The following is a 24,963-nucleotide window of genomic DNA, read 5'->3' as shown; positions in this document are numbered from 1 at the left end:
TATTGAACTTGTTCAATGTTTTGAGACAGGTGGTATCGCATCTTTGTAACATAATTTAAAACAAGCAAAAATGAGATCGATTATTTCAACAGTATTATTAACAATTTTAATTTTATTCAAAATGGAAGCACAAGCTCAAAATTTCAAAACAATAGAAACAAGCAAATTTAAATTTCAAGTTTACAACGCCTCAGAAAATAGTTTTGGTGTTGCATCAGTAATAATTTCGGGCATGCATGATGCAGTATTAATTGACACTCAATTTACATTGGCAGATGCCGAAAAAGTTGCACAAGAAATAATAAACTCTGGAAAAAAATTGACTACAATATATGTTTCCCATGGAGATCCTGATTTTTATTTCGGATTAGAAGTATTCAAAAAATATTTCCCAGAAGTTACAGCTTATGCTTCACCTTCAACTGTGGAGCATATAAAAGCAACAGCTCAAAAAAAATTGGAAATTTGGGGCGAAAGATTAGGAGATAAAATTACATCTAATGTTGTTTTACCTCAGGTTCTTAAAGGAAATTCTATTGATTTAGAAGGAGAAAAATTGGAAATCATTGGGCTAGACAATTTCCCAAAAAGAACTTTTGTATGGATTCCTTCAATAAGAACAGCTTTAGGAGGTATTAATGTTTTTGGTACAACATTTAATGCGTGGATGGCAGATGCACAAACTACAGAGGTACGTAACAATTGGATCTCAATCTTAAATACGATCAGCGAATTAAAACCTGAAATAGTAATCCCTGCACACGCAAATACGAGTTCAGATTTCATTATTGATGCTGTAAACCACACTAAAAATTACATTCAATTTTATGAAGAGGCTTTGAAAAGCAATAAAACTTCTGAAGCGTTAATAGCAACTATAAAAGCAAAATATCCAAATTTAACTTTTGAAACAGCTTTAATACTAGGAGCAAAAGTGAACACAGGAGAAATGAAATGGTAAAATCCACAATAATTATCAACTTGACAATACTAAAAGTATTGTCAAGTTGATGTATTAAACAAGAAGTTATGACAAATTTAGAAATAATAAAAAGTACCTATGAAGGCAAAACTTCAGAAGAGAACGGTAAGAATTTAGCCAAATATGTAGCCGAAAATATCAGTTGGACAGAAGCTAAAGGCTTTCCGTATGCAGGAACTTATATTGGTTTAGAGCGTGTTACTGAAAATGTTTTTAAGCGCTTGGGTAGCGAGTGGATCGATTATAAATTTTCACCCGAAGATTATATTGCAAATGAAGACAAAGTAGTTGCTTATGGCACCTATTCAGGTACTTATAAAAAAACAAACAAGTATTTTGGAGCACGGGTTGCCCATATATGGAAACTAAACAATGGCAAAATTATCAGTTTTGAGCAGTTTGTGGACAGTAAATCGGTTGACGAAGCAATACGTTAAAACTATACCCTCAATAAGCCCGGTGACCAAACCTATCTATGTCATAGGTAAATGCATTCTTACTAATAACCCCTTTGTTATTTGAATTTTGGCTGAAGCCCACTAGAGAGAGATTCACTTTCTAAAAAATAATTATCCTCATAATAGGTTCAATCTTTATAACCCCTATTAAGTAAAAGGGTTCGTATAGCTTTTCCCGATTTATCAAGAAGAGGGGTATTCGCAAGAAATTCTAGTTATTTTAAAGTGGTTTCAACACGTAATATGAGATACCTTTTTATTTAATGGGTTTATCCATCATTAATTTTCCAGCCATTCATCCGAGAAAACCCTATATCCGATACCTAATCTACCATGACCTCCACGACTGAAGAAAGTAATCATTGATGTATTGTTTAATTTCCCTAAGGTGCTGTAAGAAAAATAGGAAGGTTCAATAACCTTTGATTTCCAAGTAATCCCCTCATCATCACTGTAAAATACCGCACCTCTGATACGGTCATCATCCCAATCTATTTTCTGTTGATTATTATCCTGAAGTCCGAGCGGAATTGAAAAATACAATCGATTATTCCTTCTTGTCAAAGTTCCATGACAGGCTATTTCGCTAATGTCAATTAAAAATGGATCCGACCAGGATTTCCCACCATCGCCACTTAGATTGGCTATTCGCTGATTTCGCCCTAAACTCATCTTTTCTACAGAATTATATTCCTTGTAATTTTCAAAATTATTTATTCTCCGAACCATAAGGATTTCATTTCCTTCCTTTATAGAAACTGCAGAAGCCTCATTCGCTAGATAATCAGTGATCATCCCATCCATTTTCCATGTTTCTCCAAAATCATCGCTATAAATAATTCCTGAACCTGAACATTTATAATCCCTAAAATTATTTGTGACTTCTTTCCCAGAAGGTACTGAGTAAATTGGAGCAGCAATGATCATCCTCCCCTTGTTTGGACCCTTTGGTATTTGATGAACTTGTCCAATTGTATTCATAAAAATAGGAATGTACCCATTGTATTCTTTAAAAAGTGGTGTATTGTCTCCTTTGAGATACTCCATTGTCCAAGATTTACCATCATCCAAAGAGGTATACTTGACCAATACAGAAGCTTTATCCTTTCCTATGTCCTCGATATCAATACCAGTAGCTTCCTTTAATTTGGAAAAATCATCCTTATAAAACTCTTTTGTTACCTTTAATCCAACACAGGTTAGGAAAGAAATTTTTTCTTCTCCTCCTATACTTGCGGAATAGGGAGATATGGCAAAAAAGTTCATTGGTGAAGAAATCACTTCCACTCCTTCCCATGACTTTCCAAAATCATAACTTTTGTTCATGAGAATCACTTTGGGTTCATTGTCTTCACCATCAAATAGTCGACCCTGACAAAACACCAATAATGTTCCTTTTTCCGTAACCACAAACGAAGGCTGGAATGTTTTGCTTACTGTCAAGCCCCCCACCTTCAGCCCAGGCTCAAAAACCATCTGAAGATCGTTTAATCCATCAATTGCAGCAATTCCCAGCCCTACCTGAGAATATGCATAACACTGGATGAGGACAACTATAACCAAAGTCCATACTTTTTTCATGTGATTGGTAATAAAATTTTTCATTACTACAAAAGCTATAACCTATTAAAATCACCCTATATACCCGCGTTGGACGTAAATGACTATTGACATAAACAGGAAACGTATTATCAGGGATATCTAATCAGTCAAATTAGATAAATTTGTCCATACCTCCAATAAACAAAAATCCGATTTGTAAAAAGATCAAAAAACAAATTGATAAATTCGTCCTGAAGGCTAACACAAACAGAAAAGAAAATTTTCATTTCTTTAGCCAAAAGACTTAATTTAAGCCTAACAATTGACCAACCTAATTTAAGATGAAAAGCATAAAAATCAACACCTTAAAAACTTACAAGAAAGGTGAAATCCTTTTAAAACAGGGAGAAATTGCTAAATATGGGTACTTGGTAAAAAAAGGTTGCTTAAAAAGTTACACAGTAGACAATGTCGGCAAAGAGCATATTATGCAGTTTGCACCCGAAAATTGGATGATTTCAGATTTGGATAGCTTTACCAATCAGGTACCTTCCTCAGTTTCTATTGAGACGATTGAGGATTGCGAGATATTTTTAATTTCCAAATCAGACTTTATAGATATTGATACCTTTGATAAAGAGGTGGTGGTAGACATCGCCAATAAGTTCCGGAACAACCTTATTGCATCCAACAAAAGAATTCTGGGACTACTAAGTGCGACATCTGAACAGCGCTACATCGATTTTACAGAAACATATCCCACATTGGTGCAAAGACTTCCTTTAAAACTAATAGCTGCCTATATTGGGGTTACACCGGAATACTTAAGCGGTATTAGAAGAAAAATGGCTAAAAAAAGTGAGAATTAAATACCTTTCTTAAGGTATCTTATTTTTTACCGATTCACTTTGCCGCAACTTTGTGCCATTATCAATTAAAAACATTTAAAAAAATGGCAAATCAAAAAAACAACAAAGCAATACATATCTCTCTTTGGATTGCACAAGTACTATTGGCAGTTATGTTTATAATGGCAGGCTTAATGAAAGCTACACAGCCTATTGAAGCATTGGCAGAATCACTCCCATGGGTTTCATCAACTTCCTTAGGATTGGTTAGGTTTATTGGTGTTAGTGAATTATTAGGCGGTATAGGTCTAATCCTTCCTGCCTTGCTTCGTATCAAACCATTTTTAACGGTATGGGCAGCAATCGGACTTGCAGTAGTTATGGTATTGGCAGCGATTTTTCATGCTTCAAGAGGAGAATTCTCAGGTATAGGAGCGAATATGGTATTTATGGCAATTGCTTTATTTGTAGCTTGGGGAAGAACAAAAAAAGCCCCCATTCTCGCAAAATAAATTCCCCAGCGAATTGATCCTCAATCATCAATGGCCCCCAGCTTCAGCTGGGGGATGGTGTGGGAGTATCTGATTTTGGACTTTAGCCCAAGCGATAACCCCCTATCGGTAATTGAAAGGAGCTGAATTCCGGTGGTTGAGCTTGTCGAAGCCAGATGTGGTTTTTAATCGCCCATTTCCCCTTCAAATTTCGGTTAAAGCCTGATGGAATCACCTTTCACTTGAAATCAGGCAATCCCAGTCCATAATCCAAAGTGATTCCATGACTTTGGTCATATTGTTGCCTTTTTAATCAAAATTACGTTAAAAATATGGACTTAAATTAGTTAGTTATTCTTCCATGCCTTCGAATCGGAGATAAAACACTTTTTCCTTGATTAGTAGACCCGTTTATGAATTAAAGACTTCTGAGAACAGTAAAATAAATTCGCCCGACCATGAAAAAAAGCATCATCATTTTAATCATTGCATTTATCGGTATTAGTTCAGGCTTCGCTCAGGATTGGCAGACTGATTTCTCAAAAGCGAAAGAATTGGCCACTAAAGAAAAAAAGCCCATTATTTTGGTATTCCAAGGATCGGACTGGTGTGCGCCTTGCATTAAATTAAGTCGGGAAATTTGGAGTACCGAAACATTTATAAACTACGCTAAAGACAACTACATTATGTTTCAGGCCGATTTCCCTCGTAAAAAGAAAAATGCTCTTCCGGAAAAACAAGCTGCTGCCAACGCAAAGTTGGCTGAGATTTATGATAAAAATGGCGTTTTCCCATTGGTAGTTGTACTGGACAATAGAGGAAACTTATTGGGAGAAACGGGCTATAAGAAAACCACACCAAAAGCTTATATTCAGGAATTGGACAGTTTTATCAAGTAAAATGAGACTCATTATTACGCTCATTGTAATTTCACTGTCATTTACATCTCAGGCACAACAAGCTCACAAACGCACCCTGAAATTAATGGGGAGCAGATTTGATATCACGGTCGTTGCCGAAGATTATATTACAGCAAAAAATTATATAGAAAGCGGAATAGAAGAAATCGACAGAATAGAAAAATTAATCTCTTCCTGGGATGAAAATTCTCAAACTTCAGAAATAAATAAATACGCTGGAATCAAACCAGTCAAAGTTGAGGCTGAACTATTCAACCTTATTGAGCGGGCCATGATGATTTCGAAATTGACGGATGGCGCGTTTGATATAACTTATGCCTCAATGGATAAAATCTGGAAGTTTGATGGCAGTATGAGAAAAATGCCTTCAGAGGAAGACATACGTGCTTCAGTAACCAAAGTTGGTTATAATAATATTTTGCTAGACAAAGAAAAGCTTACTGTGTTTCTCAAAATTAAGGGAATGAAAATAGGTTTTGGGGCCATTGGGAAGGGTTATGCAGCAGATATGGCAAAGAAATTACTTTTAGCTAAAGGAGTTACTTCTGGCATTATCAATGCTTCGGGCGATATGAATTCCTGGGGCAAGCAAGTAGATGGCAACGAATGGAAAGTGGCCATTACCAACCCACTCAATAAGAACAAGGTTTTTGCTTTGTTACCAATCAGCAATGGTGCTGTTGTCACCTCAGGAGACTACGAGAAATATGTTGAATTTAACGGCAAAAGGTATTCACACATTATTGACCCAAGAACAGGATATCCTTCAACTGGAATAATTAGTGTAACTGTTTTTGCGCCAAAGGCAGAACTCGCAGATGCCCTTGCTACTTCAGTATTTGTAATGGGCAAAGAAGCAGGATTGGACCGCATCAATCAACTTCCCAACATAGAATGCATCATTATAGATGACAAGGGAAACATTTCAAAATCGAATAACATAGCCATCGATAAATTATGAAAAAAATAATTTTAATATTCTCCATCATCACATGTCTTTCAAATAGCTGTATGGTTGTAAAAGGATATGAGAAAATAAACATCAATGATCCGGACATGGGGCTTTCTGAAAAGAAGTTTGACCGAAATGTAACCACTATGCATTCATACAGAGAAGCTGCAGTTGGTGCTAACGGTGGAAAAACTGGTGGTGGATGTGGCTGTAATTAATTAAACAAGAAATATGCATACCTTAAAATACATCATACTCCTTTGCTTGGTTACAACATCATTTGCAGGTTTTGCTCAAGATACTACTCAGGTATATAAAAAACGGGTATTAGAAAGCGCGGAAGTCGATATTCTATCGAGTTATTATAGTCAGGACGGTGATAATGCCGCTGTAAGTGGTGGCATTGGAACCGAAGCTTTAACCGATTTCACTACCTCATTTATAATTTCTATCCCTTTAAACGATGATGACATTTTAACCATTGACGCAGGAATATCTGCATATACCTCTGCTTCATCCAGTAATATAGATCCATTTGATGGCGGAAATGCAGATGCTTTTCAGGCCTCCTCTGGCGCTTCCAAAAGTGATGTTTGGACAAATTTCACAGGTAGCTATAGCCATAGTTCTGACGACCGCAATTCCATTTGGTCTACAAGCATATCCTTCGCCAATGAATATGACTATTTTTCAATAGGTGCAGGAGGCGCTTATACCAAACTCTTCAATGAGCAAAATACAGAACTTAGTGTAAAAGGGAATGTGTTTTTTGATTCCTGGACTACAATTTACCCAATAGAATTAAGACCTTTTTCGGGCGGAGAAAATGGTTTAACAAACAACTTATTTACTAACAATACCCTTACAGGCAACCCTAATTACAGTCCTATTTTTAATGAATATGCTACCAAAGGACGAAATTCTTATTCGATGGGATTAGGAATTTCTCAAATCCTTCACAAGAATGTTCAAGGATCAATGGCCTTGGATTTTGTACAACAGCAAGGCTTACTCTCTACTCCATTTCAAAGGGTCTACTTCAGTGATGTAGCAGACTCATTTATAGATGATTTTCAATTGGCAGACGCCAATGAGCGGCTTCCTGACAATAGGTTTAAAGTGGCGATTGGTGGGCGACTTAATTGGTACTTAAATGAGAGGCTTGCACTCAGAACATTTTACAGGTATTATTTCGATAACTGGGGAATTACTTCCTATACAGCCAGTATCGAGATCCCAATCAAAGTTAGTAGTAAGTTTACTTTATATCCATCTTACAGATTTTATAACCAAACTGCTGCTGATTATTTTAATCCCTATGAAGGAGCAATGTCAACAAATGAATTTTACACTTCTGACTATGATTTGTCTGAATTCTCTGCCAATCAGTTCGGGTTTGGGGTCTCCTATACTGATATTTTCACCCAAGCCCATATTGCGAAATGGGGATTGAAAAGTATTGACCTTAAATTCTATCGGTACGACCGGAATACTTCATTTCGCTCCAATATGATTTCAGTGGGATTTAAATTCGTAAGGGATTAAGTGGAATAAAATATAAACCCAATTGATCCAACAAAATACTTAGAACTGTGCAGCAAAAAGAATCAATTAAAAAGAAATGGCACTTTGATTTTAGAAAAAATATGGACACATTTTCAACCTTGGCTAAAGCCAATCCGATAAAAAATCAAATAAATAAAACCTCAGAAGAATTTGCTTCTTTTGGAGCAATACACCTGAACAATACTAGTCTGGAAAAGTCTACTAATTTTTGGACCAAAATAGTAGGTATGAAACTAAGGAAAAGTACTGAAAATAGTGCTGAATTTGGCACTGAAACCAAGACGTTGGTAGTCGTACACCAAACTGCCAAGACTCCTTTTAAAAAAGGCTATAGCGGGATTTACCACTTTGCTATTCATGCGCCAAACATGGGTGAATTTGCCAGAATGTTGCATCGTTTACATGACAACAACTATCCCTACTCCCCTGTAGATCACACTATGTCAAAGTCACTGTATTTAGACGATCCAGATGGAATCAACGTGGAATTCACCCTAGAAACTCCTGAAAGGTTCAAAAGAGTGATAAGTGACGGAGGAATCAAAATTGAAGATGCTACCGGTAACATCCGAGGTGCTTCGGTCTACCTCGAAGTAGACAAGATACTGGAAAATTTGGAGAACAAAGATCTAGATAAACCGCTTTCAAAGCATACCTATATTGGCCATTTACACCTTTACGCCAACAATGTTCAAAAAGCCAATGCTTTTTATAAAAAATTAGGTTTTACTCAATTTAATAACTTTCCAGAATTTATGTTTGCCGATTTGGGTGCAGGAGGTCCTTACCAACACCGTTTGGCGATGAATTCCTGGCATGGAATGGAAAAACCATTGGCCCCAGCTGATCATGCTGGAATGGCTCATTTTCAACTTAACTATAGCACCAAAGAAAAACTAAGCGAGGCCTTAAATAACGTGACTGTATTTGAAGAAAAAAATGGATACTATTGTGTCTATGATCCTACAGGTAACAAGCTGCTTTTAACAATTGAAAAAGGGTAAAACCTGTAAAAAAGAACGTTGCTTTACATTTAAAGAACAAGATCTATGGTGAATAGCACTTCTGAAAACTCCTCTTTATATGAATAAAGACAAATCAAAATGCGACGAAACAAGTGGGAAGTTAGTCCCCATTATCAACCTTAGTAATTGTGGTGATAAGGAAGATTGTATCCCTGCTTGTCCCTATGATGTATTGGAAATTCGTACAATTACTGCCGAAGATCGATTAACGCTAAATTTCAAAGGTAAATTAAAAACATTTTTCAAACCAAAAAAAGCCTATGTAAAAGCCCCAGATTTGTGTTATGCCTGTGGTATATGTGTTCAGGTTTGCCCAGAAAAAGCTATCAAACTTGCGCGAAGAAGCCTTTAATCTTTTATCCTATAATGGATTGCTCTTTCTCTCCAGTCTCAATTGTAGGATAGGCTACTGAAATCGTTAAATGGCCCTTATAAGATGGTTTTAAAAATACTTACCGATTAACCTTATTTTTGGGGCTTTAGAGGCATCCATTTCCCCTCCAAATTTTGGCTAAAGCCAGATGAAATGATATTGTCCTTTATAAATGGGCTCAAGCCCATTCCTATTGAGGGGTTTTCATTTATCAATTTGTATGGAGGGAAAGCTGGGCTATAGAACGCAAGTTGGGAACTTTTGGCATTTTAGGTCTAAGTTACCCTTCGCTAAATTTAGATCAGTACATCCCAATGCAGCTCTGCAGACATAAGTATTTCCTTTAGAGGACAGACGGGTCAAACTATCTGAAAGAAAACCAATCATTTCCACTTTTTAAAGAAATTTCCGAAACCAAATTAAATATCAGTATCCAACACTTTAACTAAAAAAAGCAACCTTTCTAATGCTTCGAAAAAGCAGTTTATATGCTTTCTTAAAGCTGCACTAAAAACAGTAATATCATTTACACTTACCGGTAAGCAAATAAACGGGATAAAAGTAAATAAATCACTTAATATGCCCTATTTTTGCGTGTTGATTCAATGAGGTCATAAATAATCCCCCCACCTGTACCCACTGTAGTTGTATATGCAGGCATTCAAGGATATTTATCTAGGGATGAAAGCAATGGGAAGGACTTGACCCACTAAAACACTATCGAATATGAAGGCTTATTGGTGGAAAATATTAGCCATATTATTGCTGGCTTATACCATAATTGCAGGTTTATTGATTGATGTTCCCAGACTTCCCATTCTGAATGAAACCATCAGAGGATTGTTCTTTCATGTGACCATGTGGTTTGGGATGTTAATTATGCTGGTCGTGGCTGTAGTATATGGTGTAAGACATTTGAGAACGGGGAGCCTTGCTGACGATGACATGGCCGTTGAATTCACCAATGGGGCCATACTTTTTGGAGTCATTGGCATAACCACAGGCATGGTCTGGGCAAAGTTTACTTGGGGTGATTTTTGGACCAATGACCCTAAGCTCAATGCTTCGGCCATAGGATTGCTAATGTATTTCGCCTACCTGGTTCTTCGAAACTCCCTTACAGATGTTTACCAAAGAGCCAAAATCAGTGCTGTTTACAGCATTTTCGCTTTTGCGGTATTCATCCCCTTGATATTTATCCTCCCTAGGCTTACAGACAGCCTTCATCCCGGCAATGGTGGCAACCCTGGGTTCAACGCCTATGATATGGACAGTAATCTGAGAACGGTGTTTTATCCGGCCATTATTGGATGGACCCTCCTTGGCACCTGGATAGCCACGGTAAGGGTAAGGTTAAGGCGTTTGGAAAGAAAATTAGAAGACAAATTGATCAATCAATAATATGAAAAAGTTCATTATCATTTTCCTGTTATTTATCAGCTTTTTAGCCAAAGCTCAGGATAAAATTGGCATTACAGATGAGGATTACCAGAATTCTGGTGTCGAAATGGCCGACAAAATGCGTTCCGAAGGAAAAATCTACGTATTAGTCAGCATTATTGGAATTGTTTTAGGGGGTATTCTCGTTTATGTGATACAAACAGATCGTAAGATTAGTGGGTTGGAAAAAAAATATAACGATTAAATCATGAAAAGAGGACATATATTAGGCTTGGGCATTATAGCAGTAGCTATAGTAATCATAATCACTTCCATAGGTGATGCCAGTACTTACGAAAGCTTTTCTACGGCCAAAAAAATGGCCATCAATGGAAAGACAGAAGCCATTCACGTGGTAGGCCAACTTAAAAAAGGGGCTAATGGTGAGGTAGAAGGAATAGAAGTAGGGGAAGACAAGACCTCTTTTATCTTTGTAATGGTAGACAATGACGGTACGGAACAACAAGTATATTACAATGAACCCGTTCCCGCTGACTTTACCAGATCAGAGCAGGTTGTGGTCATAGGCACTTATAAGACTGATGAGATGTTTGTAGCTGAAAAAATTCTAATGAAGTGCCCTTCAAAATACCAGGAAACGGATGTAAAACCTACTGCATCCTGAATACCTCTGGTCTTATTATACACGCAAAAAGAACCTTATAATGATGAATACCTTTATGGGTAATCTGGGTCATTTCATGGTAATTCTGGCTTTTGTCAGTGCCTTGGTCTCAGCTGTCTCCTACTTCTACTACACCCGTGCTAGCGAGTTGGACAAACCTTCCTGGAAAAATTTCAGCAGAATTACTTTTTACATTCATGGTTTTGCTGCTGTTTCAATAGCAGCTTGCCTCTTCGAAATCATTTACAATCATAGATTTGAGTATTTTTACGCCTACTCACATTCTTCCAAAGGCCTACCTGTTCATTACATGATCTCCAGCTTTTGGGAAGGTCAGGAAGGGGCTTTCATCCTTTGGATTTTCTGGGATGTGGTATTAGGCTTAATTATTATTCACACCAATAAATTCTGGGAAGGCCCTGTAATGCTGGTATTTGCACTTGTTCAAGCATTTCTGGTTTCCATGATTCTGGGCGTTGTAATAGGTGATTTAAAAATCGGTAGTTCTCCTTTCATGTTACTCCGAGATGTATCTGAAGCACCAATATTTCAAATCAACCCTGAATATGTTCCAGAGGATGGCACAGGCCTGAACCCCTTATTGCAAAATATTTGGATGGTTATTCACCCGCCTACTCTTTTTCTAGGCTATGCCTCTACCCTTGTTCCTTTTGCCTTTTTAATGGCTGGACTGACACTGAAAAGGTATTCCGAATGGATCAGACCTGCTCTTCCTTGGGCCATCTTCTCTGCCATGATTTTAGGCATGGGAATCATAATGGGGGCCTATTGGGCTTATGTGACCTTGAATTTCGGCGGCTATTGGAATTGGGATCCAGTTGAAAATGCGGTATACGTGCCATGGTTAATCATGGTAGCAGCTATACATACCATGATCACCTTCAAAAAAAGCAGCACGGCACTGAAAACATCCATGATACTGGTCATTAGCTCCTTTATTCTGGTATTGTATGCTACATTCTTGGTAAGAAGTGGGGTATTAGGAGATTCTTCCGTCCATTCTTTTACTGATTTGGGCTTATCAGGGCAGCTACTTATTTACATGTTGTTCTTTTTGGCAATTGCCATTTTTCTTACCATTAAAGAATGGAAGCATATTCCTACATCGGAAAGGGAAGCCTCTATATACTCCAGAGAATTTTGGATTTTCATAGGTGCCACCACCCTAGCCTTGATGGCTTTTCAGGTGATTGTACCTACTTCCATCCCGGCCTACAATGCGTTGGTAGAAATATTTGGCGGACTATCCAACTTAGCACCTCCAGCTGACCAAATCGGATTCTACACTAAATTCCAACTTTGGTTTGCGATCGCACTGGCACTACTAACTGGTGTGGGACAGTATTTCTGGTGGAACAAAATGTCAAAAGAAGACCTTAAAAATGCTTTGGTGACGCCATATATTATTTCAATGGTATTGGCCGCCATAATCATTACAGTAGGTAAAGTTTATGACGTCACCTATATCGTAATCGTCCTTTCCGGAGCTTTTACCATTGTAGCCAATAGCAGCATTCTGATAAAGTTATTGAAGAAAAAAACCTTTAAATTGGCAGGAGGCTCACTGGCTCATATTGGTTTAGGAATGATGCTAATAGGTATTATGTTTTCTTCAGGTTACTCAGACACCATCTCTATCAACATGTCAGGCCTTACCTACAAGAAGGATTGGGAAGATGACCTGAACAAAGAAAATGTATTGCTTTGGATCAACAAGCCTTTACAAATGAAAGATTACGATGTAATCTATAGAGGTAGGTACAAAAAGGTAGTAGGTGTACCGGGTTATGTAAAAGCAGACGCCATGGAATCACTGGATGGTATAAATGAAGCCTTGGCACTGGAAGATGTCAAAGTAGATGAAAAAGTATATTTTGAAAAAGGAGACACGCTTAATTTGGTTCTAGAGGAAAACTCCTACTTCAAGGTTGAGTATTTTCAGGAGGATGATCTAAAATTCACGCTCTACCCCATGTCTCAACCAAACCCAACTATGGGCTTGATTTCCTCTCCCGATTCAAAGAAATACTTAACAAAAGATCTTTACACCCACGTTTCTGCGATAAACGATTACGAAGAGCCTGAGTGGAATGACGATCAATTTATCAATGCTGCTCCCGGAGAGCAGTTCTTTATCAATGACTTCGTTACTCAATTTGAGAGTGCGGATGTTGTCAGTGAAATAGATGGCATTCCCTTAGAGGAGGGAGACATTGCGGTGAAGGCAGTGTTAACCATAATGGATTACGATGTAAAGAAAGTACTGAGTCCAGTATTCTTGATTCGAGGAAATCAGGTTGGTAAAGTTGATTTCATTGACCATGATTTGGGCATAAAAGTGGAAGTTGATAATATTGTTCCTGAAGAAAACAAATTTGTATTTAAGGTCAATACCTATCAAAAAGATTATGTAGTAATGAAAGCCGCCGTTAAACCCATGATTAATCTTCTATGGCTTGGCACTGTCATTATGTTGATAGGTTTTTCAGTAGCGATTTTCCGAAGGTTTGATGAATTTCAAAAAATGAAAGCCAAAGGCCTGGAATAAAATAATAAAAAGTAAATCTCTAAGTTTTAACCCCTAAGTAACATTAGGGGTTATTTTTTTATAAATTTATGAACATGAAGTTGACTATCGCGATTATCGGAACAGGGAACGTAGCCTGGCATCTGTCATCGGCTTTGGAGAATGCTGGGCATGAAATATTAGAAGTTTACGGAAGAGACATTGAGAAAGCCCAGCAGCTTTCCTCCAGATTATATGCAACTGAGGCTCAAGATCATTTGGACTTCACAGAAAGCAAGGCCAATCTGTTCATTATTGCGGTTAGTGATCAAGCCATTGCCCCTATTGCAGAAGCCATTCTATTGCCAGAGCAAAGCATACTTGTCCATACAAGCGGCACCATGACCTTGGATGTATTGTCTTATAGTTCTGCAGATTATACGGGCATACTTTACCCATTACAAGGTTTCACCAAAAGTAGAGACTTGTCTTTTGAGGAAGTCCCTTTTCTATTGGAGGCTGAGGACAAGGGAACCTTAAAAACCTTAAAAAAACTATGCAAAAGTCTCAAATCACCTAGCTATGAGATTAAGTCTAGGGACCGTAGGTCCATCCATGTGGCGGCGGTATTTGCAGCGAACTTCACCAACCATATGGTGTATTTAGCTGAATCGATCATGCACCGACAGGGCTTGGATTTCAACATCCTAAAACCGCTCATCATTGAGCAAATGAATAAAACACTACAGTTAGGGCCGAGTGAAGCCCAAACCGGACCTGCTATAAGAGAAGATATCAATACCTTGGAAAATCATCACGATTACCTCAGTTATAATGAGCAACTTGCAGAAATATATAGAAATATTTCCCAAGACATTATGGACACTCAAAAACCCTAATTGTTGGTTCACAAAAGGTTAACATTATTAATAATACGTATTATATTAAATTATAATGTCCAGATTGCCCTAAATCTAATTATTTTTGTACCATGAAAAATCCAAAGGCTTCTCCTGTATTTACTTTTGGTGGGTTTATAAAGATCATTCGTCCGGAAAACCTACTATTGGTTGCCTTTGCGCAATTGATGACCGCCTTCTTTCTAGTCGGTACCACCAATGCAGGATTACCCGTTTTGAAGGATTACCATCTCTATCTTTTAATCATTTCTACAGTTATACTCACAGCCTCAGGCTACATGATTAATGACTACTATGATGTGAAAATTGATTATGTCAATAGGCCAAAGGCAGTGGTTATTGGAAAAGGTATGAAAAGGCGGATGGTGATGATCCTACATACAGTAATGAATGTTGTCGGGATTTTAGTTGGACTATTGGTCCATCCAAAAATTGGTGCCATCACCTTTGTAGCTGCCTTTCTATTGTGGCTTTACAGTAATACCCTCAAACGGCTGCCTTTTATTGGAAACTTAACAGTTGCATCCCTAACTGGCCTAGCCATATGGATAGTGGGTATTTATTATCAAAAATCGGAACTTTTGATCATTACCTATGCCATATTTGCCTTTTTCATCAATTTGATAAGGGAGATATTAAAGGATATTGAGGACCGTAATGGGGACCGTAAACACGGCTGTAAGACCTTGCCCATTGTTTTGGGATTCAGGAAAACCAAAAACATAATATTTATAATTGCCTTTTTATTTGTCGCATCGATTTTATTTGTCACTTTCAAAATAAATGAGCCACTACTCTTTCTATATTTTGGTGGGCTTAGTCTGTTTTTCATCGCTTTTATGGTGAAAATTTACAAGGCCGACCGCAAGTCTCATTTCTCAGAATTGAGCACCATATCCAAATTACTTATGCTTACAGGCATATTAAGTATGGGTTTCCTTTAATAAAATTTCAAAAAAAACACTTTTAACCATGAAAACCAATACCATTGCTTTAGTCCTCTTGATACTTCAAACCCTCCTTTTCTCCTGCTCAGGAAAAGAACAGCAGGCAAATGATACGGCAACAGAAGAGCCAGAATTGTTTCCCGATGAAATCACAAAATTCACTCCCCAAGCAGACAATCCTATTTTCACTGCAGCAGAAGAAGGTGACTGGGACAGTGGAATAAGGGAAAGAGGTTTTATAATGAAAGAAGAGGATGGTTACCACATGTGGTATACAGGATTTGATAAATATGATGAAAATAGGTTTCTAAATTTAGGCTATGCTTTTTCTGAAGATGGCATAGCATGGACTAGGTATGAAGGCAATCCTGTTTTTAGCGAAAGTTGGGTAGAAGACATGATGGTCTGGAAGCATGAAGGGGTTTATTATATGTTTGCTGAAGGAAGAGGAGACATTGCGAAGATGTTAACTTCCACAGACCGCATCCACTGGGAAAATCAAGGCGATATAGACATCAGGAAGGTCGATGGCTCTCCAATAAGTGATGGTCCTTATGGGACTCCTACTGTTTGGGTAGAAGATGGAATTTGGTATTTATTTTACGAAAGAGGGGATCTTGGTATTTGGCTTGCCACCTCCAAAGACAGAAAGATATGGACAAATATGCAAGATGATCCTGTGATCAAAATCGGTCCAGAAGCTTACGATAAATATGGCGTGGCAGTAAATAAAATCATCAAACATAAAGGATATTATTATGCTTACTACCATGCCACATCCCTAGAAGACTGGAGTGATTGGACAATGAATATGGCTGTTTCAAAAGACTTATTGACTTGGACCAAATATTCAGAAAACCCTATCATGGGAGATAATAAATCCAGCGGTTTCCCAGTTTATGATGGTAAACAATACAGGTTCTACACCATGCATCCGGAGGTAGTATTACACTTCCCAAGCAAATAATCTGGATTTAAGAATTCGCATATAAGCTAGCAAAAGGGATTACTTAGTATTTTCACAAAAAGATTAAAACATATAAACATTGAAAAACATAGCCATACTCGCTTCGGGAAGCGGCTCAAATGCAGAAAAAATAGTAAATCATTTCCTAGGATCTACAAAAGCACGTATTTCTTTAATTGCTTCGAACAAAAAAGGGGCATATGTACTGGAAAGAGCCAAAAAGCTAGGTGTTCCTAGCCATGTTTTTTCTAAGGTAGCTTTGGAAAGTGGGGAACTTACAGCCTACCTAAAAAATCTTGAGATAGACTTTGTAGTACTGGCAGGTTTTTTGCTTCAAATTCCCGATAATCTGATCGCGGCCTTCCCGGAAAAGATGGTTAATATTCACCCTGCATTATTGCCAAATTACGGGGGCAAAGGAATGTACGGAGACCATGTACACCGAGCTGTAAAAGCTTCCGGTGACAAAGAAACAGGCATCACCATTCACCTTGTAAATGAAAATTATGACGAGGGAAAAATCATCTTTCAAACAGCTGTAGGGATCGACGAAAATGACAGCCCTGAACAAATCGCCGAGAAAGTTCATGTACTAGAGCATAAATACTATCCAAAAATCATTGAAAGTCTGATTTAATGCCTTGATTTTCCTAACTTTGTCTCTTCGTAAAGTTCTATTCAAAAGTAAACACCAAACAATTCCCTATCTGACAGGACAATTCCCAATCAAAATTCTCCTTTAGATTTAAATGTGATAAATTACAATCGTAATGGCTGAAAAAAAAATACAATCTGCGCTTATCTCGGTATATTATAAAGACAACCTGGAACCCATCATTGAACAATTAAAAAATCAGGGAGTAACCATCTATTCTACAGGTGGCACTCAGAAATTTATCGAAGAACTGGGAGCAGATGTAGTTCCAGTGGAGGAACTTACTGGCTACCCATCTATATTTGGAGGCCGAGTAAAAACGCTACATCCCAAAGTTTTCGGAGGCATTCTTCATAGAAGGGAAAACGAAAGTGACATCAACCAAGCAAGTGAATATGGTATTCCGGCTATAGATTTGGTAATTGTAGACCTTTATCCTTTTGAGGAGACTGTTGCTTCAGGTGCTTCTGAAGTTGATATTATAGAGAAGATAGACATTGGCGGAATTGCTTTGATCAGAGCTGCTGCTAAAAATTATAAAGACGTAACCATTATCGCTTCTAAAGCGCAATATGGTGAGCTAGAAGAAAAATTAAAAAGTCAAAATGGAGCGTTAAACCTGAATGACCGTAGGTACTTCGCCGCTCAAGCTTTCAAAGTTTCTTCCAACTACGACACTCATATTTTCAATTATTTTAATCGGGAAGAGAATATTCCTGCATTAAAAATCAGTGAAGAAAAAGCCACTGATTTAAGGTATGGAGAAAACCCACACCAGGATGCCCGTTTTTACGGAAACATTGAAGACCTCTTTGATCAACTCAATGGAAAAGAATTGTCTTTCAATAATCTGGTAGATGTAGATGCAGCGGTTTCTTTAATCGCAGAGTTCTCTAAAGAAACAGCATTTGCAATCCTCAAACATACTAATGCCTGTGGGGTTGCTTTAGGTGAAACCGTTAAGGATGCCTATGACAAAGCCTTTGCAGCAGATACTATCTCCGCTTTTGGGGGTGTTTTAATCACCAACAAAAAGGTAGACCTTGCTGCTGCTGAAGCCATGCATGGATTGTTCTTTGAAGTGCTGATTGCGCCAGACTTTGATCAGGATGCTTTGGACTTGCTTAAAGGAAAGAAAAAGAGAATCCTCTTAAAGCAAAAAATTAACCTAACAGGTACCAAGCAGGTCAAGACCCTATTGAATGGCTTCGTAGAACAGGACAAGGATCTTAAAACTGAAACCAAAGAACAATTTGAGGTAGTGACCAAACTGTCTCCAAGTGAAGCTGAAAAAGATGCTTTGGTATTTGCATTGAAAATCTGTAAACATACTAAATCAAACACCATTATCCTCAGCAATCATGACCAACTCTTCTCAAGTGGAGTAGGACAAACTAGCCGGGTAGATGCACTTAAACAAGCAATAGAAAAAGCAAAAGCTTTCGGCTTTGATCTGAAAGGTGCTGTCATGGCTTCGGATGCATTTTTCCCTTTCCCTGATTGTGTGGAAATTGCAGGAAACGAAGGAATATCTGCGGTAGTTCAACCTGGAGGTTCTATTAAGGACAAAGACAGCATTGCTTATTGTGATGACAATGGTATGAGTATGGTGATGACAGGCGTCAGACATTTTAAGCATTAAACAATAATATTGCTCGCTTTATTTACCTTATTAATATTTATATAATTCATCTGGAGAAAACATCGATTTCCAAGAATATTCCTTTTACATTGCCGACAAATTAAAGCCTATTTATGTAATCGGTAATTGCACATGAAATGAGTATTGAAACCACCTAAAATTAGGTTATATTGAGATTGGGTGCCGCCACCAGTTTAAGAGGGTAGATAAACGCGATTTTCCTGATTAACCCGAATAAAGCAATTGCATATTTGGGTCAATTCTAGCAAGATCGCTTCAGAAGCAGCATGGGAAGTTAGAATACTGGGCTAGGCTTGATTATTCATACGGATTTAATTGTGTTAATTTTAAAGAAACAATAATCATTTAATTTAGAACATATCAAAATGGGATTATTCGACTTTTTCTCAAGTGACATCGCCATTGACTTAGGTACAGCCAATACGCTGATTATACATAAAGAAAAAATAATTGTGGATGAGCCATCCATAATCGCAATAGATAAAACAACCAATAAAGTATTGGCTGTTGGCCGCGAAGCCATGAACATGCATGAGAAAACCCATGAAAACATCAAAACAATTCGCCCTCTAAAGGACGGAGTGATTGCAGATTTTTATGCGGCTGAACAAATGATCAGAGGATTGATCAAAATGATCCCCGGACATAACAAAGGCATGTTTCCCCAATCACATAGAATGGTGATCTGTATCCCTTCAGGCATTACTGAAGTGGAAAAGAGAGCCGTTAGGGATTCTGCCGAACATGCTGGTGGCAAAGAAGTATACATGATCTACGAACCAATAGCTGCTGCTATAGGTATAGGTATAGATATAGAAAAACCGATGGGATCTATGATAGTGGATATTGGAGGTGGAACTACTGAAATTGCACTAATCGCACTTTCAGGAATAGTCGCAGACCAATCTATAAGGGTTGCAGGTGATACATTCACCAAAGATATACTGGATTATATGCGTAGGCAACACAACCTGCTTATTGGAGAGCGATCTGCTGAAAAAGTAAAAATAGCCATTGGCTCAGCATTGACTGAACTTGATGATCCACCGGAAGATTATGAAATTAGAGGTAGAGATTTGATGACAGGTATTCCAAAGGTCATTAAAGTTTCTTATTCAGAAATTGCTTTTGCATTGGACAAATCGGTTTCCAAAATTGAAGAGGCTGTTCTCAAAGCGCTTGAAATTGCTCCACCGGAGCTTTCTGCGGATATCTATGACAATGGTATTCACCTTACAGGCGGAGGTGCATTGCTAAAAGGCTTGGACAAAAGATTGCATCAAAAGACCAAGTTGCCAATACACATTGCAGAAGATCCGCTTAGAGCAGTGGTTAGAGGCACCGGAAACGCCTTGAAAAATATCAACCAATTCAGAACCGTTCTCATGACTTAAAAGGAAAATGCAGCAAATCTTTCTATTTTTATATAGACTAAGGGCATTTATTCTTTTTCTGATTCTGGAATTACTTGCATTAGGGATTATTTTCACACATAATTCACCACAGGGAGCTGTCTTTTTTAATAGTAGCAATAAGTTTACAGGGCGATTGTTGTCTTCAAAAAACAACTTCGTCTCTTATTTTACGCTTTATTCTACTAATAAAGCCTTGGCTGAAAAAAATGCATCCTTACTTAATAGGCTGGATAAAATGACTCCTGTTGTAGATTCTGCCTATTTCGATCTGGACAGTACCCTTAGCAATAATTTCAACTTCTGGTCAGCCAGGGTGATCAATAATTCTATCAATTTGAGTCAGAATTACATTACCCTGGACAAAGGAAGTGTGGATGGAGTAGTAGAAGGAATGGGCGTGTTCAATGAACAAGGAATCATTGGCAGGGTAAAAGGAACAAGTAATCATTTTTCTTCTGTGATCTCATTATTGCATACAGATCTTTTGATTTCATCAAAAATTAAAAAAACCGAGGTGTTTGGCTCCACCAAATGGGATGGCGTCAATTCCAATGAAGCCAAATTGCTCTATGTTCCTCGCCATGTAATGGTAGAGCCTGGACAAGAAATTGTGACCTCTGGATACAATGCAGTCTTTCCCGAAGGTATTCCAATAGGCAAGGTCAAAGAAGTCTCTCAAGGAAATGAGACCAATTACCTTGACATTACGATTACCTTAGGTGCAGATTTTAGCAAGCTCAATTTCGTATATCTGGTAAAAAATGATCTGCGTGAAGAAATAGACAGTTTGGAAACAGTAATGGTGAATCCCTCTCAATGACAACAGTTAAATTACTCAAGTATAGCTTTAGCTTTTGCATTTACTTTCTAATTCAGGTATTTATCCTGAAGGATTTGGTTTTGTTTGGCTACTCCTTTTGCTTTTTGTACGTGTTTTTTCTTTTGAGTCTGCCCAATGAAGTACCTACCATACCATTATTATTGATTGGTTTTTTCTTAGGCCTATTTATCGATCTGTTTTACGATAGCTTTGGGATTCATGCAGCAAGTACAGTATTTCTGGCCTTTGTTCGCAATACCTGGATCAAGGTCATTATGCCTACAGGGGGCTATGATGACAATGTCCCTCCCACCTTATTGAACATGGGATTAGGTTGGTATTTATTTTATAGCCTTCCCCTTATCCTTTTACATCATTTTATATTTTTTTATATTGACAGTTTAGGAACGCATTTGTATCTCCCACTCGTTATTAGAGTATTGAGCAGCATGGCTTTCACATTTCTTTTAGGAACAATTGTGCAAGCTATATTTTACAAAAAAGAAAGGGTAGCATAAATGTATACAGGTAGATCTTTAGTCGTTGCCATTACTATTGGGGTAATTGCTTTGATTTTATTGGGTAAATTGTTCTTAATCCAGGTTACTGATGACAGTTATTTAAGAAAAGCAGAACGGAACGCCATACAAAGGGTGGTAGACCACCCATATAGAGGCCTGGTTTATGACAGGAATAACTCCCTAATGGTTTTTAACGATCCCGTTTTTGACCTGATGGTTATTCCTAAAGACTTTAGCCTTAAAGACACAAGCAGGTTTTGCGATTTGTTTGGCATAGAAAAAGACTATTTAATAGAAAATTTCACTGCTGCAAAAAACTACTCTTGGGTAAAACCTTACCCTCTAATCAAACAAATATCCAAGGAAGAGTTTGCCAAGGTGCAAGATTTTCTCATCGATTATAAAGGACTCTTTGTAATGACGAGATCAGTCCGCTCCTATCCCAGATCTTCCGCCGCCAATGCATTAGGTTATATTGGAGAGATAAGCAGTTCCCAACTTTCACGCGACAGCACCCGCTACTATGTTCAGGGCGACTATGTAGGCCATAGTGGAATTGAAGCTTATTATGAGCCTGAGTTACGTGGTAAAAAAGGAGTCAAATACAAATTGGTCAATGTCCGAGGAATCGAAAAAGGGGCCTTTAAAAATGGAGACCTCGATACACTATCTATGCCAGGTGAGAACCTCCAATCTACTATTGATTTGAATCTGCAGCTTTATGGTGAGCACCTGATGGACGGAAAACGTGGATCGGTGGTGGCCATTGAGCCCAAAACCGGAGAAATACTGACCATCATTTCAGCACCAACTTATGACCCCAATGTACTGACTGGTGCTAAATTTGGAGAGAGTTATACGGTTTTAAATAACGATCCTGAAAAACCATTGTTTAACAGGCCCATTATGGCGACTTATCCTCCTGGATCAATTTTTAAAATTGTCCAGTCGCTTATAGGCCTACAGGAAGGAATCCTTACTCCAAACACAACTTTTGTTTGTAATAAGGCCTTGGTTAATTGTCATAACCACCCTTCCCCAGTAAACCTTTTTGGAGCGATCAGAAACTCCTGTAATCCTTATTATCATCAAGCTTTCAGGCAAGTCATCAACCGAGAAGTATCTTCCAATACCTATACGGACACCCAAATCGGATTAGATAAATGGAGAGAGGCCGTCTTAAAATTTGGCTTAAGTAATCGATTAGGAGTCGACATGCACGGTGAAAAGGGCGGATCCATTCCTTCAAGTGCACTTTATGACAAGATATATGGCAAAGGAAGATGGAAATATTCTACTATTTACTCCTTATCAATAGGTCAGGGCGAGATGTTGGTTACCCCATTACAAATGGCAAATCTTGCTGCCATATTTGCCAACAAAGGGTATTTCTATACCCCTCACCTCATAAAAGCTATCAATGATGACCCTTCCAGAATTCCAGATCGGTTTAAAGAAAAAAGGGATTCAGGCATTGATCCCAAGCATTTTGATTTAATACAAGATGCGATGGTAGAGGCTTTATCCGGTACAGCCACAAGGGCAATAATGAAAGACATTGTAATAGCCGGTAAAACAGGTACTGCACAAAACCCCGCTGGTGAAGATCATTCAGTATTTATTGCTTTCGCTCCTAAAGAAGATCCTAAAATAGCCATTGCGGTATATGTGGAGAATGCCGGATGGGGAGGAAGAGCTGCAGCAAGTACTGCGAGTCTTTTGATAGAAAAATACCTTACGGGAGAAATCAAAAGGCCGGAATTGGAAGAATATGTGTTAAAAGGAGATTTTATTTATTAGGTGAGAAAAAAAGATACCAATTTTCATAAAATAGACTGGGTAACCATAGGGCTATATTTCGCACTTGTTTTTATAGGTTGGCTGAATATCTATGCGGCAGTTTATGATGAACAAAATGCCACCTCCATTTTTGATTTCTCCATCAACTCGGGAAAGCAGTTGGTATGGATAGGAACCGCCATATTGCTGATCATTATCATTATGGTCGCCGATTACAGGCTTTTTCATAACCTCAGCCTTGTACTGTACGCGATATTTGTTCTTATTTTGTTTTTAACCCCGTTTATTGGCAAGGAAATCAATGGCCAAAGGGCTTGGTTCGAAATTGGGGCTTTCAGATTACAACCGGCAGAATTTACCAAGTTTGCCACGGCCTTAGCATTGGCAAAGCTTATGGAAAACCCAAGTTTTGACCTAAACAAGCTCAAAGATCAAATGAAGGCGGTAGGCCTTATTGTATTGCCTATTGCACTCATATTGCTACAACCAGATACTGGAACAGCTATGGTTTACAGTGCCTTTTTTATAATGCTCTATAGGGAGGGCATGCCTCAAAGGTATTATATTATAGGGCTAGCCTTGGCCGCATTGACCATACTTACCTTGGCCATAGAAAACAACTACTATTTATTTGGAAGCATAGGAGCTGTCATTCTCATTTTTATAGCAATGAGTAAAAAGTCCTGGCAAAATGCCTTAAGCTTCTTTTTCTTGGGTTGCATCATGGTTGTCTATGCCTTAAGCCTAGACTATGTGGTAGAAAAGCTTCCTGATCACCAACAAAATCGAATTATGGTATTGTTTGACCCTGATGTAGATCCTTTGGGAGTAGGCTGGAATGTTACCCAATCCAAAATTGCTATTGGCTCAGGAGGCCTATTTGGTAAAGGCTATCTTGAGGGAACACAAACAAAATTTGACTTCGTTCCTGAGCAACACACGGATTTTATTTTCTGCACTTTAGGTGAAGAGTTTGGTTGGTTCGGTAGTTTTGTGATGATTGCTTTATTTGTTAGCCTACTCTTAAGGCTCGTTTTTTTAGCGGAAAGACAGAAAACCCGCTTTTCTAGAATTTACGGCTATTGTGTGGTGAGTCTGTTGTTTTTCCACTTTACCATAAACATTGCCATGACCATTGGACTATTTCCAGTGGTGGGTATCCCATTGCCTTTCTTTAGTTATGGTGGCTCATCATTGTGGTCATTTACTATCCTGCTATTCATCTTTATCAAATTGGATTCCAACAGAATCCAGATATTGGGAAGAAGTTATTAAACCCGAAATATGCAATAGACAATCTATTACGTGCTGAAATCGCTTCAAAATCAGACACTCTGTTCCTGTTTATAATTTCACTATGGTGATGCCTTGCTAAAATATCCAAACAGCCTGATTTTCTTTCGATTGCAACACTTCCCGTAAACAGGGGACAGGCTTCACCCCTGACAATTGTCAGGGCGGAGAAATCCTATTACATAATCCGGGTTAAACAATAATACCAGCTTG

25 protein-coding genes are annotated in these 24,963 nt (G+C 38.1%); 24 read left to right on the top strand and 1 reads right to left on the bottom strand.

The features are described from left to right. Positions 1 to 70 precede the first annotated feature (70 nt). On the top strand, positions 71 to 961 hold the full coding sequence (locus tag CA2015_RS11715; protein WP_048642086.1) for an MBL fold metallo-hydrolase: 891 nt from the start codon (positions 71 to 73) through the stop codon (positions 959 to 961). Positions 962 to 1,029: 68 nt separating this feature from the next. Continuing rightward, the gene (locus tag CA2015_RS11710; protein WP_048642085.1) at positions 1,030 to 1,419 is read left to right on the top strand and encodes a nuclear transport factor 2 family protein; all 390 of its coding nucleotides are present in this window, start codon (positions 1,030 to 1,032) and stop codon (positions 1,417 to 1,419) included. A gap of 300 nt (positions 1,420 to 1,719) precedes the next feature. On the opposite strand, the gene CA2015_RS11705 is transcribed toward CA2015_RS11710, so the two are convergent. Continuing rightward, positions 1,720 to 3,045: an exo-alpha-sialidase gene (locus CA2015_RS11705; protein ID WP_048642084.1), complete on the bottom strand. Its 1,326-nt coding sequence runs from the start codon at positions 3,043 to 3,045 to the stop codon at positions 1,720 to 1,722. Between the two features lie 278 nt (positions 3,046 to 3,323). Here CA2015_RS11705 and CA2015_RS11700 point away from each other — a divergent pair, with 278 nt between their 5' ends. The 22 genes from CA2015_RS11700 to rodA all read left to right on the top strand — a co-directional run bounded on the left by CA2015_RS11700 (position 3,324) and on the right by rodA (position 24,732). Continuing rightward, positions 3,324 to 3,851 (top strand): Crp/Fnr family transcriptional regulator, encoded by a 528-nt coding sequence (locus CA2015_RS11700; protein ID WP_048642083.1) that lies wholly within the window; start codon positions 3,324 to 3,326, stop codon positions 3,849 to 3,851. An 83-nt stretch (positions 3,852 to 3,934) separates the two neighbouring features. Further along, positions 3,935 to 4,342 carry a DoxX family protein gene (locus tag CA2015_RS11695; RefSeq protein ID WP_048642082.1) on the top strand — a complete coding sequence of 136 codons (408 nt, stop codon included), beginning with the start codon at positions 3,935 to 3,937 and terminating at the stop codon, positions 4,340 to 4,342. Positions 4,343 to 4,779: 437 nt separating this feature from the next. Beyond that, positions 4,780 to 5,220: a thioredoxin family protein gene (locus CA2015_RS11690; protein ID WP_048642081.1), complete on the top strand. Its 441-nt coding sequence runs from the start codon at positions 4,780 to 4,782 to the stop codon at positions 5,218 to 5,220. A gap of 1 nt (position 5,221) precedes the next feature. Further along, positions 5,222 to 6,202: an FAD:protein FMN transferase gene (locus tag CA2015_RS11685; RefSeq protein WP_048642080.1), complete on the top strand. Its 981-nt coding sequence runs from the start codon at positions 5,222 to 5,224 to the stop codon at positions 6,200 to 6,202. After that, positions 6,199 to 6,411 (top strand): DUF4266 domain-containing protein, encoded by a 213-nt coding sequence (locus tag CA2015_RS11680; protein ID WP_048642079.1) that lies wholly within the window; start codon positions 6,199 to 6,201, stop codon positions 6,409 to 6,411. The genes CA2015_RS11685 and CA2015_RS11680 overlap by 4 nt, the downstream gene beginning before the upstream one ends. A 13-nt stretch (positions 6,412 to 6,424) precedes the next feature. Continuing rightward, positions 6,425 to 7,738 (top strand): DUF3570 domain-containing protein, encoded by a 1,314-nt coding sequence (locus tag CA2015_RS11675; RefSeq protein ID WP_048642078.1) that lies wholly within the window; start codon positions 6,425 to 6,427, stop codon positions 7,736 to 7,738. A gap of 101 nt (positions 7,739 to 7,839) precedes the next feature. Continuing rightward, positions 7,840 to 8,763 carry a VOC family protein gene (locus tag CA2015_RS11670; RefSeq protein WP_157470450.1) on the top strand — a complete coding sequence of 308 codons (924 nt, stop codon included), beginning with the start codon at positions 7,840 to 7,842 and terminating at the stop codon, positions 8,761 to 8,763. 79 nt (positions 8,764 to 8,842) lie between these two features. Then, positions 8,843 to 9,136 (top strand): 4Fe-4S dicluster domain-containing protein, encoded by a 294-nt coding sequence (locus CA2015_RS11665; RefSeq protein WP_048642076.1) that lies wholly within the window; start codon positions 8,843 to 8,845, stop codon positions 9,134 to 9,136. Between the two features lie 747 nt (positions 9,137 to 9,883). After that, entirely contained in the window at positions 9,884 to 10,558 is a 675-nt protein-coding gene (gene ccsA, locus CA2015_RS11660; protein ID WP_048642075.1) for a cytochrome c biogenesis protein CcsA, read from the top strand. A 1-nt stretch (position 10,559) separates the two neighbouring features. Further along, positions 10,560 to 10,802: a CcmD family protein gene (locus tag CA2015_RS11655; protein ID WP_048642074.1), complete on the top strand. Its 243-nt coding sequence runs from the start codon at positions 10,560 to 10,562 to the stop codon at positions 10,800 to 10,802. 3 nt (positions 10,803 to 10,805) lie between these two features. Further along, positions 10,806 to 11,222, top strand: a complete 417-nt coding sequence (locus CA2015_RS11650) for a cytochrome c maturation protein CcmE domain-containing protein (RefSeq protein WP_048642073.1) — start codon at positions 10,806 to 10,808, stop codon at positions 11,220 to 11,222. Between the two features lie 40 nt (positions 11,223 to 11,262). After that, a complete protein-coding gene (gene ccsA / locus CA2015_RS11645) occupies positions 11,263 to 13,791 on the top strand; it encodes a cytochrome c biogenesis protein CcsA (protein WP_048642072.1) in 2,529 nt (842 codons plus the stop codon). 74 nt (positions 13,792 to 13,865) lie between these two features. Then, positions 13,866 to 14,648, top strand: a complete 783-nt coding sequence (locus tag CA2015_RS11640) for a Rossmann-like and DUF2520 domain-containing protein (RefSeq protein ID WP_048642071.1) — start codon at positions 13,866 to 13,868, stop codon at positions 14,646 to 14,648. Between the two features lie 92 nt (positions 14,649 to 14,740). After that, the gene (locus CA2015_RS11635) at positions 14,741 to 15,613 is read left to right on the top strand and encodes a geranylgeranylglycerol-phosphate geranylgeranyltransferase (RefSeq protein ID WP_048642070.1); all 873 of its coding nucleotides are present in this window, start codon (positions 14,741 to 14,743) and stop codon (positions 15,611 to 15,613) included. 28 nt (positions 15,614 to 15,641) lie between these two features. After that, positions 15,642 to 16,583, top strand: coding sequence for a glycoside hydrolase family protein (locus CA2015_RS11630; RefSeq protein ID WP_048642069.1), 942 nt, complete (start codon positions 15,642 to 15,644; stop codon positions 16,581 to 16,583). A 79-nt stretch (positions 16,584 to 16,662) separates the two neighbouring features. Then, the gene (gene purN / locus CA2015_RS11625; protein ID WP_048642068.1) at positions 16,663 to 17,220 is read left to right on the top strand and encodes a phosphoribosylglycinamide formyltransferase; all 558 of its coding nucleotides are present in this window, start codon (positions 16,663 to 16,665) and stop codon (positions 17,218 to 17,220) included. A gap of 133 nt (positions 17,221 to 17,353) precedes the next feature. Next, positions 17,354 to 18,880, top strand: coding sequence for a bifunctional phosphoribosylaminoimidazolecarboxamide formyltransferase/IMP cyclohydrolase (purH, locus tag CA2015_RS11620; protein ID WP_048642067.1), 1,527 nt, complete (start codon positions 17,354 to 17,356; stop codon positions 18,878 to 18,880). A gap of 386 nt (positions 18,881 to 19,266) precedes the next feature. Next, positions 19,267 to 20,295: a rod shape-determining protein gene (locus CA2015_RS11615; RefSeq protein WP_048642066.1), complete on the top strand. Its 1,029-nt coding sequence runs from the start codon at positions 19,267 to 19,269 to the stop codon at positions 20,293 to 20,295. Between the two features lie 7 nt (positions 20,296 to 20,302). Continuing rightward, complete coding sequence (gene mreC / locus CA2015_RS11610; RefSeq protein WP_048642065.1) at positions 20,303 to 21,136, top strand: rod shape-determining protein MreC; 834 nt, start codon at positions 20,303 to 20,305, stop codon at positions 21,134 to 21,136. After that, entirely contained in the window at positions 21,133 to 21,654 is a 522-nt protein-coding gene (locus CA2015_RS11605) for a hypothetical protein (protein ID WP_048642064.1), read from the top strand. Before mreC ends, CA2015_RS11605 begins: the two co-directional genes overlap by 4 nt. Further along, positions 21,655 to 23,457, top strand: a complete 1,803-nt coding sequence (mrdA, locus tag CA2015_RS11600; protein WP_048642063.1) for a penicillin-binding protein 2 — start codon at positions 21,655 to 21,657, stop codon at positions 23,455 to 23,457. Further along, entirely contained in the window at positions 23,458 to 24,732 is a 1,275-nt protein-coding gene (gene rodA, locus CA2015_RS11595; RefSeq protein ID WP_048642062.1) for a rod shape-determining protein RodA, read from the top strand. Positions 24,733 to 24,963: the final 231 nt, after the last annotated feature.

This window comes from Cyclobacterium amurskyense (genome assembly GCF_001050135.1).
Lineage (GTDB): Bacteria > Bacteroidota > Bacteroidia > Cytophagales > Cyclobacteriaceae > Cyclobacterium > Cyclobacterium amurskyense.
The sequence above is the reverse complement of the archived record's forward strand: the minus strand, read 5'-3'. Positions and strand labels throughout refer to the sequence as shown.

Bases quoted from the DNA above. Each gene is read 5' to 3' on its own strand.
- CA2015_RS11715 (WP_048642086.1), top strand. From the start codon at position 71: ATGAGATCGATTATTTCAACAGTATTATTAACAATTTTAATTTTATTC.
- CA2015_RS11710 (WP_048642085.1), top strand. From the start codon at position 1,030: ATGACAAATTTAGAAATAATAAAAAGTACCTATGAAGGCAAAACTTCA.
- CA2015_RS11705 (WP_048642084.1), bottom strand. From the start codon at position 3,045: ATGAAAAATTTTATTACCAATCACATGAAAAAAGTATGGACTTTGGTT.
- CA2015_RS11700 (WP_048642083.1), top strand. From the start codon at position 3,324: ATGAAAAGCATAAAAATCAACACCTTAAAAACTTACAAGAAAGGTGAA.
- CA2015_RS11695 (WP_048642082.1), top strand. From the start codon at position 3,935: ATGGCAAATCAAAAAAACAACAAAGCAATACATATCTCTCTTTGGATT.
- CA2015_RS11690 (WP_048642081.1), top strand. From the start codon at position 4,780: ATGAAAAAAAGCATCATCATTTTAATCATTGCATTTATCGGTATTAGT.
- CA2015_RS11685 (WP_048642080.1), top strand. From the start codon at position 5,222: ATGAGACTCATTATTACGCTCATTGTAATTTCACTGTCATTTACATCT.
- CA2015_RS11680 (WP_048642079.1), top strand. From the start codon at position 6,199: ATGAAAAAAATAATTTTAATATTCTCCATCATCACATGTCTTTCAAAT.
- CA2015_RS11675 (WP_048642078.1), top strand. From the start codon at position 6,425: ATGCATACCTTAAAATACATCATACTCCTTTGCTTGGTTACAACATCA.
- CA2015_RS11670 (WP_157470450.1), top strand. From the start codon at position 7,840: ATGGACACATTTTCAACCTTGGCTAAAGCCAATCCGATAAAAAATCAA.
- CA2015_RS11665 (WP_048642076.1), top strand. From the start codon at position 8,843: ATGAATAAAGACAAATCAAAATGCGACGAAACAAGTGGGAAGTTAGTC.
- ccsA (WP_048642075.1), top strand. From the start codon at position 9,884: ATGAAGGCTTATTGGTGGAAAATATTAGCCATATTATTGCTGGCTTAT.
- CA2015_RS11655 (WP_048642074.1), top strand. From the start codon at position 10,560: ATGAAAAAGTTCATTATCATTTTCCTGTTATTTATCAGCTTTTTAGCC.
- CA2015_RS11650 (WP_048642073.1), top strand. From the start codon at position 10,806: ATGAAAAGAGGACATATATTAGGCTTGGGCATTATAGCAGTAGCTATA.
- ccsA (WP_048642072.1), top strand. From the start codon at position 11,263: ATGATGAATACCTTTATGGGTAATCTGGGTCATTTCATGGTAATTCTG.
- CA2015_RS11640 (WP_048642071.1), top strand. From the start codon at position 13,866: ATGAAGTTGACTATCGCGATTATCGGAACAGGGAACGTAGCCTGGCAT.
- CA2015_RS11635 (WP_048642070.1), top strand. From the start codon at position 14,741: ATGAAAAATCCAAAGGCTTCTCCTGTATTTACTTTTGGTGGGTTTATA.
- CA2015_RS11630 (WP_048642069.1), top strand. From the start codon at position 15,642: ATGAAAACCAATACCATTGCTTTAGTCCTCTTGATACTTCAAACCCTC.
- purH (WP_048642067.1), top strand. From the start codon at position 17,354: ATGGCTGAAAAAAAAATACAATCTGCGCTTATCTCGGTATATTATAAA.
- CA2015_RS11615 (WP_048642066.1), top strand. From the start codon at position 19,267: ATGGGATTATTCGACTTTTTCTCAAGTGACATCGCCATTGACTTAGGT.
- mreC (WP_048642065.1), top strand. From the start codon at position 20,303: ATGCAGCAAATCTTTCTATTTTTATATAGACTAAGGGCATTTATTCTT.
- CA2015_RS11605 (WP_048642064.1), top strand. From the start codon at position 21,133: ATGACAACAGTTAAATTACTCAAGTATAGCTTTAGCTTTTGCATTTAC.
- mrdA (WP_048642063.1), top strand. From the start codon at position 21,655: ATGTATACAGGTAGATCTTTAGTCGTTGCCATTACTATTGGGGTAATT.